The sequence below is a fragment of the Conexibacter woesei Iso977N genome, from assembly GCF_000424625.1.
GTDB lineage: Bacteria > Actinomycetota > Thermoleophilia > Solirubrobacterales > Solirubrobacteraceae > Baekduia > Baekduia woesei_A.
Genome location: NZ_AUKG01000004.1, coordinates 39,672 through 52,034 on the forward strand (window position 1 = coordinate 39,672; position 12,363 = coordinate 52,034).

14 protein-coding genes are annotated in these 12,363 nt (G+C 72.6%); 8 read left to right on the plus strand and 6 right to left on the minus strand.

Features of this window, described 5'->3' with window-relative positions; genetic code table 11:
* Nucleotides 1-75 precede the first annotated feature (75 nt).
* The 5 genes from H030_RS0124615 to H030_RS34910 all read left to right on the plus strand — a co-directional run bounded on the left by H030_RS0124615 (nt 76) and on the right by H030_RS34910 (nt 4,213).
* Nucleotides 76-1,110 (plus strand): alpha/beta hydrolase, encoded by a 1,035-nt coding sequence (locus H030_RS0124615; protein ID WP_027008096.1) that lies wholly within the window; start codon nt 76-78, stop codon nt 1,108-1,110.
* A gap of 71 nt (nt 1,111-1,181) precedes the next feature.
* On the plus strand, nt 1,182-1,568 hold the full coding sequence (locus tag H030_RS0124620; RefSeq protein WP_027008097.1) for a metal-dependent transcriptional regulator: 387 nt from the start codon (nt 1,182-1,184) through the stop codon (nt 1,566-1,568).
* 203 nt (nt 1,569-1,771) lie between these two features.
* Nucleotides 1,772-2,620, plus strand: coding sequence for a metal ABC transporter permease (locus H030_RS0124625; protein ID WP_155892260.1), 849 nt, complete (start codon nt 1,772-1,774; stop codon nt 2,618-2,620).
* Nucleotides 2,604-3,353 carry a metal ABC transporter ATP-binding protein gene (locus H030_RS34905; protein ID WP_035129728.1) on the plus strand — a complete coding sequence of 250 codons (750 nt, stop codon included), beginning with the start codon at nt 2,604-2,606 and terminating at the stop codon, nt 3,351-3,353. The genes H030_RS0124625 and H030_RS34905 overlap by 17 nt, the downstream gene beginning before the upstream one ends.
* Nucleotides 3,350-4,213 (plus strand): metal ABC transporter permease, encoded by an 864-nt coding sequence (locus H030_RS34910; protein WP_051223654.1) that lies wholly within the window; start codon nt 3,350-3,352, stop codon nt 4,211-4,213. The genes H030_RS34905 and H030_RS34910 overlap by 4 nt, the downstream gene beginning before the upstream one ends.
* On the opposite strand, the gene H030_RS34915 is transcribed toward H030_RS34910, so the two are convergent.
* Nucleotides 4,155-4,640 (minus strand): Fur family transcriptional regulator, encoded by a 486-nt coding sequence (locus H030_RS34915; protein WP_081691140.1) that lies wholly within the window; start codon nt 4,638-4,640, stop codon nt 4,155-4,157. The genes H030_RS34910 and H030_RS34915 overlap by 59 nt on opposite strands.
* 20 nt (nt 4,641-4,660) lie before the next feature.
* Nucleotides 4,661-6,619, minus strand: a complete 1,959-nt coding sequence (gene efeO, locus H030_RS39865) for an iron uptake system protein EfeO (RefSeq protein ID WP_196809267.1) — start codon at nt 6,617-6,619, stop codon at nt 4,661-4,663.
* Nucleotides 6,620-6,690: 71 nt separating this feature from the next.
* Between efeO and H030_RS0124655 the strand changes: the two genes are divergently transcribed.
* The 3 genes from H030_RS0124655 to H030_RS34930 are packed head-to-tail and all read left to right on the plus strand — an operon-like array spanning nt 6,691 to nt 8,739.
* Nucleotides 6,691-7,305 (plus strand): hypothetical protein, encoded by a 615-nt coding sequence (locus tag H030_RS0124655; protein ID WP_027008099.1) that lies wholly within the window; start codon nt 6,691-6,693, stop codon nt 7,303-7,305.
* 47 nt (nt 7,306-7,352) lie between these two features.
* Nucleotides 7,353-8,135: an SDR family NAD(P)-dependent oxidoreductase gene (locus H030_RS0124660; RefSeq protein ID WP_035129730.1), complete on the plus strand. Its 783-nt coding sequence runs from the start codon at nt 7,353-7,355 to the stop codon at nt 8,133-8,135.
* Between the two features lie 55 nt (nt 8,136-8,190).
* Nucleotides 8,191-8,739: a QsdR family transcriptional regulator gene (locus H030_RS34930; RefSeq protein WP_051223656.1), complete on the plus strand. Its 549-nt coding sequence runs from the start codon at nt 8,191-8,193 to the stop codon at nt 8,737-8,739.
* On the opposite strand, the gene H030_RS0124670 is transcribed toward H030_RS34930, so the two are convergent.
* Genes H030_RS0124670 through H030_RS37845 form a run of 4 tightly spaced genes read right to left on the minus strand, consistent with a single transcriptional unit; the run spans nt 8,736 to nt 12,355 of the window.
* A complete protein-coding gene (locus H030_RS0124670) occupies nt 8,736-9,488 on the minus strand; it encodes a glutathione S-transferase N-terminal domain-containing protein (protein WP_027008101.1) in 753 nt (250 codons plus the stop codon). The genes H030_RS34930 and H030_RS0124670 overlap by 4 nt on opposite strands.
* Nucleotides 9,489-9,524: 36 nt before the next feature.
* A complete protein-coding gene (locus H030_RS0124675; RefSeq protein WP_027008102.1) occupies nt 9,525-9,875 on the minus strand; it encodes a hypothetical protein in 351 nt (116 codons plus the stop codon).
* Between the two features lie 37 nt (nt 9,876-9,912).
* On the minus strand, nt 9,913-10,323 hold the full coding sequence (locus tag H030_RS0124680) for a hypothetical protein (protein WP_027008103.1): 411 nt from the start codon (nt 10,321-10,323) through the stop codon (nt 9,913-9,915).
* Nucleotides 10,324-10,333: 10 nt separating this feature from the next.
* Nucleotides 10,334-12,355, minus strand: a complete 2,022-nt coding sequence (locus H030_RS37845; RefSeq protein ID WP_051223658.1) for an HD domain-containing phosphohydrolase — start codon at nt 12,353-12,355, stop codon at nt 10,334-10,336.
* Nucleotides 12,356-12,363: the final 8 nt, after the last annotated feature.

A 12,363-nucleotide genomic window follows, 5' to 3' on the forward strand; every position in this document is an offset into this window, starting at 1 on the left:
GCGACGCTACCGGTGACGAGTCGTGCGCGGCTTGGGCTGCCCATGCACCGGCGCGGTTTCGTGTAGATGTTCCGCATGTCCTCGCTCCGCTGGCTTCCCGGACGCGCCGAGGCGTGGGTCGGTGGCCGCCTGCTCCGGTTGGTGTTGAAGCTGCCCGACGGCGTGCTGCGCCGGTTGGCGGACGCGCCGCCGGCCGAGGCCGCGGGGTTGCACCCGGAGGCATGGCTGATCGGGCGGCTCGCGGCGGCGGGGCCGGATCGGATGAGCGATGACGCTCCGGTCGCGGAGCAGCGGCGGCGGCTGGCGCTGCAGTCGTCGGGGGTGTCGGTGGGACCGCCGGCGGGTGCGGTGGGCGTGACGGACCTGGTGGCGGATGGCGTTCCGGTGCGGCTCTACGTGCCGCCGGGCGCGGCGGCGGACTCGCCGTTGTTGGTGTACTACCACGGTGGCGGGTGGGTGCAGGGCAGCGTGGAGACGCACGACGCGGGCTGCCGGCTGCTGAGCTTCGCCAGCGGCGTGCGCGTGTTGTCGGTGGACTACCGGCTGGCGCCGGAGCACGTGTTCCCGGCGGCGGTCGACGACGCGGTCGCCGCCTACCGCTGGGCGGCGGCGACGTTCGCGGGCGTGCCGCTGGCGGTCGGGGGCGACAGCGCGGGCGGGAACCTCGCCGCGGTGGTGGCGCTGACGGCGCGCGACGACGCGTCGCTGCCGGACGCGGCGTTCCAGCTCCTGCTCTATCCGGTGACCGACCTCGGGGCGCAGGCCGAGTCCTACCGGACGTTCGCCTCCGGCTACCTGCTGACCGCGCGCGGGATGGAGTGGTTCTCCGGCAAGTACCGGCCGGACGGTTCGGACTGGCGCGCCTCACCGTTGCGAGCCCCCTCACTGTCCGGCCTCCCGCCCGCGTACGTGGCGACCTGCATCCCCGACGTCCTGCGCGACGAGGGCGAGGCCTACGCAGCACGGCTGCGCGAAGCCGGGGTCCCGGTGGCGACCCAGCGCCACGACCAGGTCCACGGCTTCTTCAACATGACCGCCGCCCGCAGCGCCGAGCGGGCTCTGCTCCAGATCGCAGGGGCGCTTCGGCAGGGTGTCTCCACCTGCAGGTAGGCTGTAGGAGAGAGATGCCTGCCCGTCCCCCTGCACGCCCGAAGCCAGTCGGTCCCGACCACGTGCCGTGCATGGAGCTGACCGAGGGCGAAGCCCGCTACCTGCTCGCGCTGCGCGACCTGAACTCCGCGGGCACACCGCCGTCGCAGGCGGCCGTCGCACGCAAGGTCGGCGTCTCCCACCCGACCGCGCTGGAGATGATCCGCCGCCTCCGGGCGCTGGACCTCGTCGCCCCCGACGCACTGACGCTGACCGCCAACGGCACCTCCGCCGCACTGGTCCTCACCTCCCGCCGCCACGCAGCCCGCGTCTTGGCCCAGGAGGTCCTCGGGTTGGACGACGAGCAGGCCAACGCCGAAGCCGACGCGCTGGCCACATCCCTCTCCCCCGTCCTGGCCCGCCGCCTCGTCGCCTGGCGCACCCGCCGCGACACCCCACCGCCCCCGGCGTCGGAGTAACCCCGCGCCGCCGCCGAAGGCGGCGACCAAGCGAAGCGCCTTCGACCACGGCGCCGGAAGAGGCGCTGTGTGTTGACGCGGAGCCAGCGTTGGCTGGACCGCGGCGATGGTTCGCGTGGGCCGATGCGGAGGCGCGGAGTAGGCGGTGGCGGTGTTGCGGCGAGGGGGCGCGTGGAGCGAGGGGTGTGGTGGGCGGAGGGAAGATGAGAATTGGTCTTGTCTATACTGGGTGGGTGCCTGCGCCGTTTGACCTGCCTTTTGTGCAACGAGGGGTTGTTGAGGTTCTGTTGTTGGCGGTGGGGTCGGGGTTCTTGGGGACGTGGATCGTGTTGCGGGGGTTGAGCTTCTATGCGCATGCGGTCGGCACGGCGGCGTTTCCGGGGCTCGTGCTCGCGGATGGGTTGGGGTTCTCGCCGTTGTTGGGGGCGTTGATGACGGCGGGGATCGTCGCGGTCGGCGTCACGGCTCTCGCCGGGCGCGGGCGGGCGGAGTACGACTCCGCGACAGCGCTGGTGCTGGTCGCCGCGCTCGCGGGCGGGGTGATCCTGGCGAGCGATGTGTTCCACTCGCAGGGCAGCGTCGAGCGGTTGTTGTTCGGGTCGTTGCTGCTCGTCGACCGGACCGATCAGGTCGTGGCGGCTGTTGTAGGGGTTGCTGCCGTCGGGATCGGCGCGTTGCTCGGCCGGCGCTGGCTGGCGAGTGGCTTTGACCGCGAGGGCGCTCGGTCGCTCGGCGCGCGGTCGCGGGTGCCGGACCTGTTGTTGTTGGCGTTGGTCGCCGCTTCGGCGGTCGCGGCGTTGGATGCGATCGGCGCCCTGCTCTCCACCGCGCTGCTCGTCGTCCCGGCGGCGACGACGCGGCTCGTCGTCGACCGCATGCGCGTATGGCAGGCCGCGACGGTCGCGCTGGTGGCGGTCGAGGGGGTCTTCGGGCTGTACCTCTCTGTCGAGACGAACGCCCCGCCGGGCGCGACGATCGCGGTCGTCGGCGGCGTCGTGTTCGGGCTCGTGGCGGCGGCGCGGTTGGTGAGGGTCCATGCTCTTGCGAGCTGAGGGCCTGGCCGCCGGCTACGGCGGCGAGCCGGTCCTCCGTGACGTCGGCTTCGAGGTCGCCGCCGGCGAGCGGGTCGCCGTCCTGGGCCCGAACGGCGGCGGCAAGACCACGCTGTTCCGCACGCTGCTCGGCGAGCTGCGCCCGGTCGCGGGGTCGCTCGTGCGCCCGGAGCGCGTTGGCGTCGTCCCCCAGACGGAGCGGTCGCGGCTGGACTTCCCGGTCAGCGCCCTCGACGTCGCGCTGATGGGGACGATCTCGACGCTGCCGTGGTGGAAGCGCCCGTCCAAGAGCGACCGCGCCCGCGCCAGGCAGGCGCTCGAAGATGTAGGACTCGGCGATCGAGCAGGCCGGACCTTCGGCGACCTCAGCGGCGGTCAGCGCCAGCGGGTCCTGGTCGCCCGCGCCCTCGTGCAGGACGCGCCGGTCCTGCTGCTCGACGAGCCCTACGTCGGGCTCGACTCGCCGAGCACGGCGTTGTTGGATGACCTGCTCGCGCGGCTGGCCGGGCAGGGGCGCGCGTTGTTGATCGCCACCCACGACGTCGACCAGGCCTGTGAGTGGGAGCAGGTCCTCTGCCTCAACAGGCGCCAGATCGCCTACGGCCCGCCGCGAGAGACGCTGACCCGCGTGACGCTCGAGGCGACCTACGGCGCCGAGATCGTCGACATCCCCGGCGGAACGGGCGAGTGCGTCATGCCGCCGCACCATCACGGCCACGACCACGCGCCATGATCGCCACCACCGTCTGGCACGCCCTCGCCGACCCGTGGTCGCAGGGCATCGACCGCCGCGCGCTGCTGGAGGTCGTGCTGCTCGGCCTCACCGGCGGCGCGCTCGGCTGCTGGATCATCTTCTACAACTTGAGCTACTCCACCGAGTCGCTCGCCCACGCGCTGCTGCCCGGCCTCGTGCTCGCCGCGCTCGCGGGCATCCCCCTGATCGTCGGCGGCGCGCTGGGGCTGATCGTCGCGGCCATCGCCATCGCGGCGGCAGCCCGAGTCCCCGCGGTCGGGAGAGACACCGCCGTCGCCGTCGTCGTCACCGGCTTCCTCGGGCTCGGCGCGCTGCTCGCCCTCTCCCCGGACACACCCGCGGGACTCGGCGAGCTGCTGTTCGGCGACGTCCTCGGCGTCAGCAACGCCGACCTCGCGCTCGCCGCCGGACTCGCCGGCGTCACGCTGCTCGCGCTCCGCGTCCTTCACGGCCGCCTGCTGCTCGTCGGCTTCGACCGCATCAACGCCCGCGCCCTCGGCGTCAACGCCGGCGCGACCGACCTGATGCTCCTCGTGCTGATCTCCGCCGCGCTGCTCGTCGCCGTGCAGGGGCTCGGCAACCTGCTGGTCGTCGCGGTCCTCGTCGGCCCCGCCGCCTGCGCAAGAGCCATCACAACGCGCATGTCCACCATGATGGTCACGGCCGCCGCGATCGCCACGGCCTCCGGGATCGGCGGGCTGTACCTGTCCTACTACGCGCGCACCGCCGCCGGGGCCTCGATCGCCCTGACGATCTGCGCCGTCTACGCGCTGGCGCTGCTCACGCAGAGCATTCCGCGCACGACCCGTGGAGCACGACGTCGTGCTCTGCGACCGTGAACGTCACCTTCTGCGCGAGCCGCTGGATCGACCGCTCCAGCTCGTCGTCCTCGAACGGGATCACCACGCCGCACGCGTCGCAGACCATGTGATGGTGATGGCCTTCTGACCGGTGCGCCTCGAAGCGCGCCAGCCCCTGCCCCACCTCGACCCGCGTGACGAGCTTCAGCGCCTCGAGCTCCTCGAGGATCCGGTAGACGGAGGCGCGCGCGACGGGGCGCGTCGCGGTGGTCGAGAGCGCGTCCTCCATCTCGGCCGCCGACAGCGCGCAGCGCTGATCGTCGAGCAGCTCGATCAGCGACGCGCGTGCGCCGCCGCGGCGGTACCCCGCCGCGGCCAGCGCCTCCGTCGCCCGCTCGGCCCAGCACTCCCCGTCAGCGCACTGGTGCGCGTGATCGTGACCGTGCTGTGCCTTGACGGGATCCATTCCCGTAAAGGGTACCGCCGCTACGACGCGCTGACCTGCGACGCGACCTTCGACAGCGGCTCGGCCAGCGCGTTGACCAGCTGGCTCAGGCGCTTGCGCTCGGCCTTGTCGACCGTGTCGTAGCTCGGGAACGCGTCGCCCTGCTTGAGCTTGTCCAGCTCGGCGTTGACCGCGTCGAACCGCGCCGCGATCGTCGTCGCCAGCTGCGGGTTCTTGACCTTCAGCGCCGGGGCCAGCAGGCCGAACGCGGTCTCGGAGCCGGCCACGTTGGCCTCGAAGTCCGACAGGTCGGTGTGCGAGTAGCGGTCCTCCTCGCCGGTGATCTTCGACGACGAGACCTCGTCGAGCAGCCCGTTGGCGCCGTTGGCCAGCTCCTCCGGCTGGTAGGTGAGCCCGGTCGTCTTGGACTCCAGCCGCCCGATGTCGCTCATCAGCTTGTCGGCGAGCGGCGCCATACCGGCCGTCGACCTCTTGACCCACAGCGCCTGCTCGATGCGGTGGAAGCCGGTCCACTTGTCGCCCTTGGCGACGTCGTTGACGCGCGCGTCGATCTCCGGATCGAGGTTGCCGAACGACTCGGCGACGGGCTCGATCGTCTCGTACGGCGCGCGGGCGGCCGCGAACTGCGCCTTGGCCTCGTCGACGTCGCCGGCCTTGACCGCATCGGCGAACCTCTGCGCCTTGGTCTTCAGGACCTTGACCTGGTTGGTGACGTACGACGCGTAGGACGCCGTCGCCGCCTTCAGCTGCGGGTTGCTGTCGGCACCGTCGGCCACGGCCGTGCCGCCGACGTTGATCGTGCCGGTCGCCGCGGTCTTGCCACCCGGGCAGGACATCGCGTACGTGCCCGGCCTCATGTTGATGGTGAACGAGCCGGACAGCCCGGGGACCAGGTTCTCCTTCTCGCCCAGGATCCGGGAACCGCTCAGGACCTCCATCTCGGAGACCCGGCCCGTGCCCCCGTTGGTGACCTTGAACTCCGTCGGCCCGGCGTTGAGCTTCAGCGTCGCCGGCTCGCAGCCCGCGTCGGTCAGCTTGACGGCGACCTGCTTGGACCCGCTCGAACCGCCGGACTTGTCGTCCGACGACCCGCAGGCGGTCAACAGCAGGGCGGCGGCCGTGGTGACGACCACGGTCGCAACGGCGGTGCTCTTCATGCGGTGCTCCTTGGGGCCCCTCTTGCGGGCCGGGATCAAGATGTAGACGATGGCGGGAACGGCGTAGACGAGGTAACCGACGACCTCGATCACGGTCGGCTGCGGCTGCAGGCCGAGCATGCCCGTGAGCAATGCGGCGGTCCACGTGCCGGGCACGACCAGCCAGGTCAGGTCGAACGCCTGGTCCTGGCCGAAGTTGATCCACCCAGCTTCGTGGGCGGTGTGCAGCGCGCTGGCGACCAGGCCCGCCGCGACGAGCGCGAGGACGAGGCCGGTGAAGCGGAAGAAGCGCGCGTAGTTGAGCCTGATGCCGCCGCGGTAGATCGCGAAGCCGATCACGACCGCGCACAGCAGGCCGAGGATCGCGCCGAGACCGGCGCTGCCCGGGTTGTCGCTGTTCTGGAAGACGGCGACGAGGAAGACCGCGGTCTCCAAGCCCTCGCGGAAGACGGCGAAGAACGCCATCCCGATCAGCGCCTTGACCGAGCCGTCCTTCAGCGCCGCGGCCGTGCTGGCGCGCAGCTCGGAGCTGAGGCCGGCCGCGTTGCGGCGCATCCACACCAACATGAAGGTGACGATGCCCACGGCGACGAAGCCGACGACGGTCTCCAGGCCCTCCTGCTGCCTCTGGGGCAGCTCCTGGTTGAGGACCTCGAGCAGGATGCCGACCGCGAGGCAGATCGCCGCGGCGGCGATCACGCCCGCCCAGACCCAGCGCAGGGCGTCCTTGCGGCCCTCGCTGCGCAGGAAGGTCGCGATGATCGAGACGATGAGCGCGGCCTCCACGCCTTCGCGCAGGCCGATCACGAACGTCGGAAGCATGCCGTGCATCTTAGGGACGCCTAAGCCGCGATGTCGGGTGCCCTAACAGGATCGAAAGCTAAGGTCGCCTGATGAGCGCCACGATCCACCACCACGACCTCGGGCTGACCTGGGTGATCGACGAGCCGATGCAGCGCGGCAGCCATGCGCTGACCGCTCCGGACGGCGGTGTGTGGCTGATCGACCCGGCCCGCGACGACGCGGCGCTGGCGGAGGTTGCCCAACTTGGCGCACCCGCGGGCGTCCTGCAGCTGCTGGACCGCCACAACCGCGACTGCGCGGACCTCGCGCGCGAGCTCGGCGTCCGCCATTGGACGACCGAGGAGGTCCTGCACGGCAGCGGCGAGCTGCCGTTCGAGCCGCGGCGCGTGGTCTGGAACCCGCTCTGGAAGGAGGTCGCGCTGTGGGATCCGGCGCGCCGCGCGCTGGTCGTCAGCGAGTCGCTCGGGACGGTCTCCGCGTTCGCGGTCGGCGACGGGCCGGTCGGCGTGCACCCGCTGCGGCGCCTGTTCCCGCCGAAGATGTTGAAGGACTTGAACCCCGAGCACCTGCTCGTCGGCCACGGGATCCCGGAGCACGGCCACGACGTGCACGCCGACGTCCTGCGCGCGATCGACCACGCGCTGACCGACCTGCCCAAGCTGTTCCTCAGGCTGCCGGGCATCGTCAGGGACGCGCGCGGTTAAGCGACACCTACTGGCATCTGTCGCAATCGCGGCGTAGGATGCCGCGCATGTCCGCTGAGCCCGTCCTGTCCCCCGTCCTCGACAGCTTCCGCCTCGACGGCAAGGTCGCGATCGTCACCGGCGCCTCGTCCGGCCTCGGCGTCGCGTTTGCCCAGGCGCTGGCGGAGGCCGGCGCCGACGTCGTCATCGGCGCGCGCCGCGTCGAGAAGCTCGAGGACACCAAGAAGCTCGTCGAGGCCACCGGGCGCCGCGCGCTGGCCGTCGCGACCGACGTCGCCAAGCCCGAGGACTGCACCGCGCTGGTCGAGGCCGCGATGGCCGAGTTCGGCCGCGTTGACGTGCTGGTCAACAACGCCGGGATCGGCACCGCCGTGCCCGCGACGCGCGAGACCCCGGAGCAGTTCCGCCAGGTCATCGACGTCAACTTGAACGGCTGCTACTGGATGGCCCAGGCGTGCGGCCGCGTGATGCAGCCGGGCAGCAGCATCATCAACATCTCGTCGGTGCTGGGGATCACGACCGCGGGCCTGCCGCAGGCCGCCTACGCGGCGTCGAAGGCGGGCCTGATCGGCCTGACCCGCGACCTCGCGCAGCAGTGGACCGGCCGCAAGGGCATCCGCGTCAACGCGCTGGCGCCGGGCTTCTTCGCCTCGGAGATGACCGAGCAGTACCCCGACGACTACCTCAAGATGATGAACTACCGGATCCTCTCGGGCCGGACCGGCGACCCGCGCGAGCTGGCCGCCGCCGTCGTCTTCCTGGCCGCACCGGCCTCCGGCTACGTGACCGGCCAGACGCTGCCGGTCGACGGCGGCCTTACTGTTACGTGATGAGCGGGCTGACGCCGCCCGGCGCAGGTGGCCGTCCGACGAAGTCCGTCCTGGCGTGAGCCGCGTCGCTGCGGCGTCACGCGCCGACGTGGTGGAGGCCGCCGCGCGGCGCTTCCGCCATGGCGAGCGGATCGACGTCGCGGCGGTCGCCGCGGAGGCGGGCGTCGCGCGGGCGACGGCGCACCGCTGGTTCGGCACGCGCGAGGGGCTGATCGGCGAGGCGATCGTGGCGGCGTCCGGGCCGACGTTCGAGCACGCGCGCACGCAGGCCGAGCAAGATGGTGTGGTCGAGGCGCTGAGCGCGGTCGTCCGGACGCTCGCCGCCGACCGCGGCCTGCGGCGCTTCCTGGAGACCGAGCGCGACGCGGCGCTGCGGATCCTCACGTCCAGCGGCGGCCTCGTCCAGCCCGCGTGGGTGGAGCGCACGCAGGCGATGTTGGAGGAGTCGGTCGCGCGCAGGCAGCTGAGGCTCGCCGCCGACGCGCCGACGCTGGCCTACGCGATCGTCCGCCTGGTCGAGGCGTTCCTCTACAACGACGCGGCCGCCGGGCTGCGCGGCGACGCCGACCGGCTGCGCGTCGTCCTCGCCGCGCTGCTGCGCTAGTCGAAGCGCGGCGTCGGGACCCAGCCCGCGGGGAACGCGCCGGCGGGCACGATGCCCGGGCGGTCGTCGAACCACTTGCGCGCGACCGCGGCCGCCGGGCGCGCCTCGATCAGCGGCTTGACGTCGCCGACGGTCAGCAGCACCGACAGCGTCGCGCCGATCTGGAAGTCGGCGGCGTTCGGCGTCACGTTGGCCAGGACGCCGTCCGACACGTAGGCATCGACCTGGTCGAGCAGCGCGGGCAGGCGCTGGAGGTCCTCGGCGACCTGGACCATCGTCATGTTGTGGTACTTCATCGTGCCGCGCACGAACCTGATCGCGTAGTCGGTCCCGGCCGGGTCGAGCGGCTGTCCGCCGGGCGCGAAGGTGCCCAGCGCCTCGGGCCGGAAGTAGAGCGAGCCCCACGGCAGCCGGCGGCCGAGGTCCTGCAGGTGCGCGTCGCCCCATGCCGCGGCCTCGCGGACCGCCTCGGCGCGCTCGGCCGGGTACAGCGACGGCGCGTCGGGCGCGAGCTGCTCCAGGCGCTCCATGATCGGGTTGGAGCCGTGGACGGGCTCGTCGTCGATCAGCATCCCCGGCACGGTGTGCGAGCCGTAGAGCTCGGTCATCGGCTCGATGTGCTTGCCCGCGCCGAACTCGACCTTCTCGTACTCCAGCCCCTTCAGCCTCAGCGCGGCCTCGACCGTCGCGCACGGGTGAGACGGCGGCAGGACGTGGAGGATCAGGTGCGGCTGCGTAGTGGCGGACATCGGCGCATCCTACGGGCGCAGGGCTCGTGGCGTGTCCTACAACAACGCCATGTCCGGGTCGTGGAGCATGAAGCCCGCGGCGTCGAGGATGCCGCGGTCGTCGAGGCGCGAGAGGCGGTCGGTCAGGTCCCTGTCGCCGCAGTCCCACGCCGCCACCGAGGCGGTGTCGTCGAGCGGCTTCAGGCCCGCCGACGGCGGGTCGTCGAGCGCCTGGCGGAACCAGGCGAGATCGTCGGAGATGCGGCGCGGTCGTGCGGGTTGCGCAGCTTCGGTGTTCCACGGATCCTCGCCGCCGCGACGCTCCGGCACGCCGGGCGGGCGCGTGAGCGCGACGCCGAGGGCGCCCATCCAGTCCGGGCGCGGTTGGACCAGCTCCAGAATCGCCATAGGACCCGGTGTTCCCATTGCGGCGCATTTCTGACCGTCAGTGCCCGACGGAGCCGATCGCCTCGGCCGCCAGCGCGTACTGGCGCGGGGTGATCGAGATGTGCGACTGCTGGGACATCGAGCGCGGCATGACGCCCATCGCCTCGATCGGCGGCGCGTTCTCGAGGTGCGGGATGACGAGCAACGCCTCCAGCGGCACCTCGAACGGCCAGCGTTCGTGCCCGGACGGCCGGACCTCGCCGATCACCTCGGCCAGGCCGAACACGCGCTTCCAGACCGAGGCGTACAACACGAGCCGGTCGCCGGGGACGATCCGCGGCCTGCGCGGGAAGCCGGTCCGGGCCAGGCGCGTGTGCCAGCGCTCGTCGCCGAGCCACGCCTCGGGCAGCGGCCCGCGGGCGTGCCCGATCGCCTTGCACCAGTAGTTGCGCCCGGGGTCGTCGGCCACCGCGCGCAGGCTACGCGGCGGCGCGCAGCACCGGCGTGTCGTCGGCGCGCAGGTCCTCCAGCGCGGCGCGGAACGCGGCGACGACCGCCGGATCGAACTGCGCGCCCGCGCAGCGCTCCAGCTCGGCCAGCGCGACGTGCTCGGGCAGCGCGGCGCGGTACGGGCGGTCGGCGACCATCGCGTCGAACGAGTCGCAGACGCTGACGATCCGCGCGCCGAGGGGGATCTCGTCGCCCCTCAGGCCGTCCGGGTAGCCGCCGCCGTCGTGGCGCTCGTGCGAGGCGCGGACCAGGAACGCGACCTCGCTCAGCGCGGGCGCGGCAGCGACGATCCGCTCACCGATGACCGTGTGGCGGCGCATGAAGACCCACTCCTCGTCGTCCAGCGGGCCGGGCTTGTCGAGGATCGCGTCCGGGATCGCGACCTTGCCGACGTCGTGCAGGTCGGCCGCGTGGCGGACCTGCTCGACCTCGACCGGCGACAGGCCCATCGTGGTCGCGACCGCGACCGCCAGCTCGGCGACCTGCGAGAGGTGCTCGCCGAGGTCCGGGTTGCGCTCGGCCAGCGCGCGCAGCAGCACGTCGCGCGACTGCGAACCCGCGGACTTGCGGCCGCCGTGCTTCTGGGCGTACATGCGCTGGTCGGCGAGGCGCAGCGCCTCGGCCGGGTCGGTGACCTCGGCGGGCGTTACGACGAAGCCGTGCGAGGAGCCGATGTCGAAGCCCTCGCCACGCTCGCGCAGCGCGGCCGCGGCGTTGGCGGCGACCAGCGCGGGCCGCGCGAGCCTCGGGCGCAGCAGCGCGCAGAACTCGTCGCCGCCCATCCGGTAGGCGCGCCCATGGCTCGCGACGGCGCGGGCGAGGTTGCCGCCGAGGCGGACGAGCAGGTCGTCGCCGGCCGGGTGGCCGTAGCAGTCGTTGTAGTGCTTGAAGCCGTCGAGGTCGAACAGCGCCAGGACGACCGGCTCGCCGCCCTCGGTGGCGCCGGCGATCGCGCGCTCCAGGTCCTGGGTCAGCGCGCGGCGGTTGCCGAGGCCGGTCAGGGCGTCGGTGAACGCCTCGCGGCGCGTGGCCTCCAACATGGTGGCGTTGTCGGCGAAGGCGATGTACAACCGGATCCCGACCGCGAACAGCGCCAGGCCCGCGAGGACGACCGCGGTCGGCGTCACGGTCCCGAGACCCGCGTAGACCAGGACGCCCAGCGCGGTCGCGCCGAAGGCCAGCGGCAGGATCGTCGCACGCTTGCGCCCCTGCCCCTCGCGCGCGGCGACCGCGACGCGGACCGGGACCACCGCCGCGACCGACAACATCAGGAACGCGAAGTCCCAGCCCGCGTCCCACGGGTCCGGGAAGCCGCCGCCGCCCTGGGCGACGGCCACGAGGTAGTGCGAGTCCGCGGTCCAGAACGAGACGATGCCCACGCCCGCCAGCGCCCAGGACCAGTCGAAGCGCCAGCCGCGCACGGCCATCGCCGCGACGACCAACCCCAGCAGGATCAGATCGCTGAGCGGGTAGGCGACGTTGGTCGCCACCGACTTCCAGTCGCCGCCGATCGAGTCCACGAACCCCGGGACGACGATCGCCGCAGCCACCGCGGAGACCGCGAGCGCCGCGGTGATCCCGTCGACCCACATCCGCCTCGGCGCGCCGTGCACGCGCGCGGTCAGCACGCGCGCCAGCCCGGCGAAGGCGAGGACGGGGAACGCGAGGTAGCCGAAGTCCGAGACCGACGGGACCGGGATCGTGTCCTTCTGCGACAGCACCGCCGTCCAGTAGACGTCGCCCGCCGCCCAGCAGATCGTCCCGATCGCGACGAGCATCCACGCCAGCCGCATCGGGCCGCGCACGCGCCAGGCCGCGAGCGCGCACAGCACGCCCGAGCCGAAGTCGACGACGAGGTGCGACGAGCGTCCGAAGAGCAGGCCGGTGTGCGGGAACGCGCCGGTCAGCAGGTTCAGCTCGAACGCGGCCAGCCAGAGACCCAGCGCGCCGAGCGCCCAGAGGTGCAGCCGAGGGTGCGAGCGATCCCCCACACCCTCGT

Excerpts from the sequence above, each read along its gene's own strand:
- H030_RS0124660 (WP_035129730.1), top strand. The coding sequence starts at position 7,353 with ATGTCCGCTGAGCCCGTCCTGTCCCCCGTCCTCGACAGCTTCCGCCTC.
- H030_RS0124625 (WP_155892260.1), top strand. The coding sequence starts at position 1,772 with ATGAGAATTGGTCTTGTCTATACTGGGTGGGTGCCTGCGCCGTTTGAC.
- H030_RS0124620 (WP_027008097.1), top strand. The coding sequence starts at position 1,182 with ATGGAGCTGACCGAGGGCGAAGCCCGCTACCTGCTCGCGCTGCGCGAC.
- H030_RS34915 (WP_081691140.1), bottom strand. The coding sequence starts at position 4,640 with ATGGATCCCGTCAAGGCACAGCACGGTCACGATCACGCGCACCAGTGC.
- H030_RS0124615 (WP_027008096.1), top strand. The coding sequence starts at position 76 with ATGTCCTCGCTCCGCTGGCTTCCCGGACGCGCCGAGGCGTGGGTCGGT.
- H030_RS0124670 (WP_027008101.1), bottom strand. The coding sequence starts at position 9,488 with ATGTCCGCCACTACGCAGCCGCACCTGATCCTCCACGTCCTGCCGCCG.
- H030_RS0124675 (WP_027008102.1), bottom strand. The coding sequence starts at position 9,875 with ATGGCGATTCTGGAGCTGGTCCAACCGCGCCCGGACTGGATGGGCGCC.
- efeO (WP_196809267.1), bottom strand. The coding sequence starts at position 6,619 with ATGCTTCCGACGTTCGTGATCGGCCTGCGCGAAGGCGTGGAGGCCGCG.
- H030_RS34905 (WP_035129728.1), top strand. The coding sequence starts at position 2,604 with ATGCTCTTGCGAGCTGAGGGCCTGGCCGCCGGCTACGGCGGCGAGCCG.
- H030_RS0124655 (WP_027008099.1), top strand. The coding sequence starts at position 6,691 with ATGAGCGCCACGATCCACCACCACGACCTCGGGCTGACCTGGGTGATC.
- H030_RS34910 (WP_051223654.1), top strand. The coding sequence starts at position 3,350 with ATGATCGCCACCACCGTCTGGCACGCCCTCGCCGACCCGTGGTCGCAG.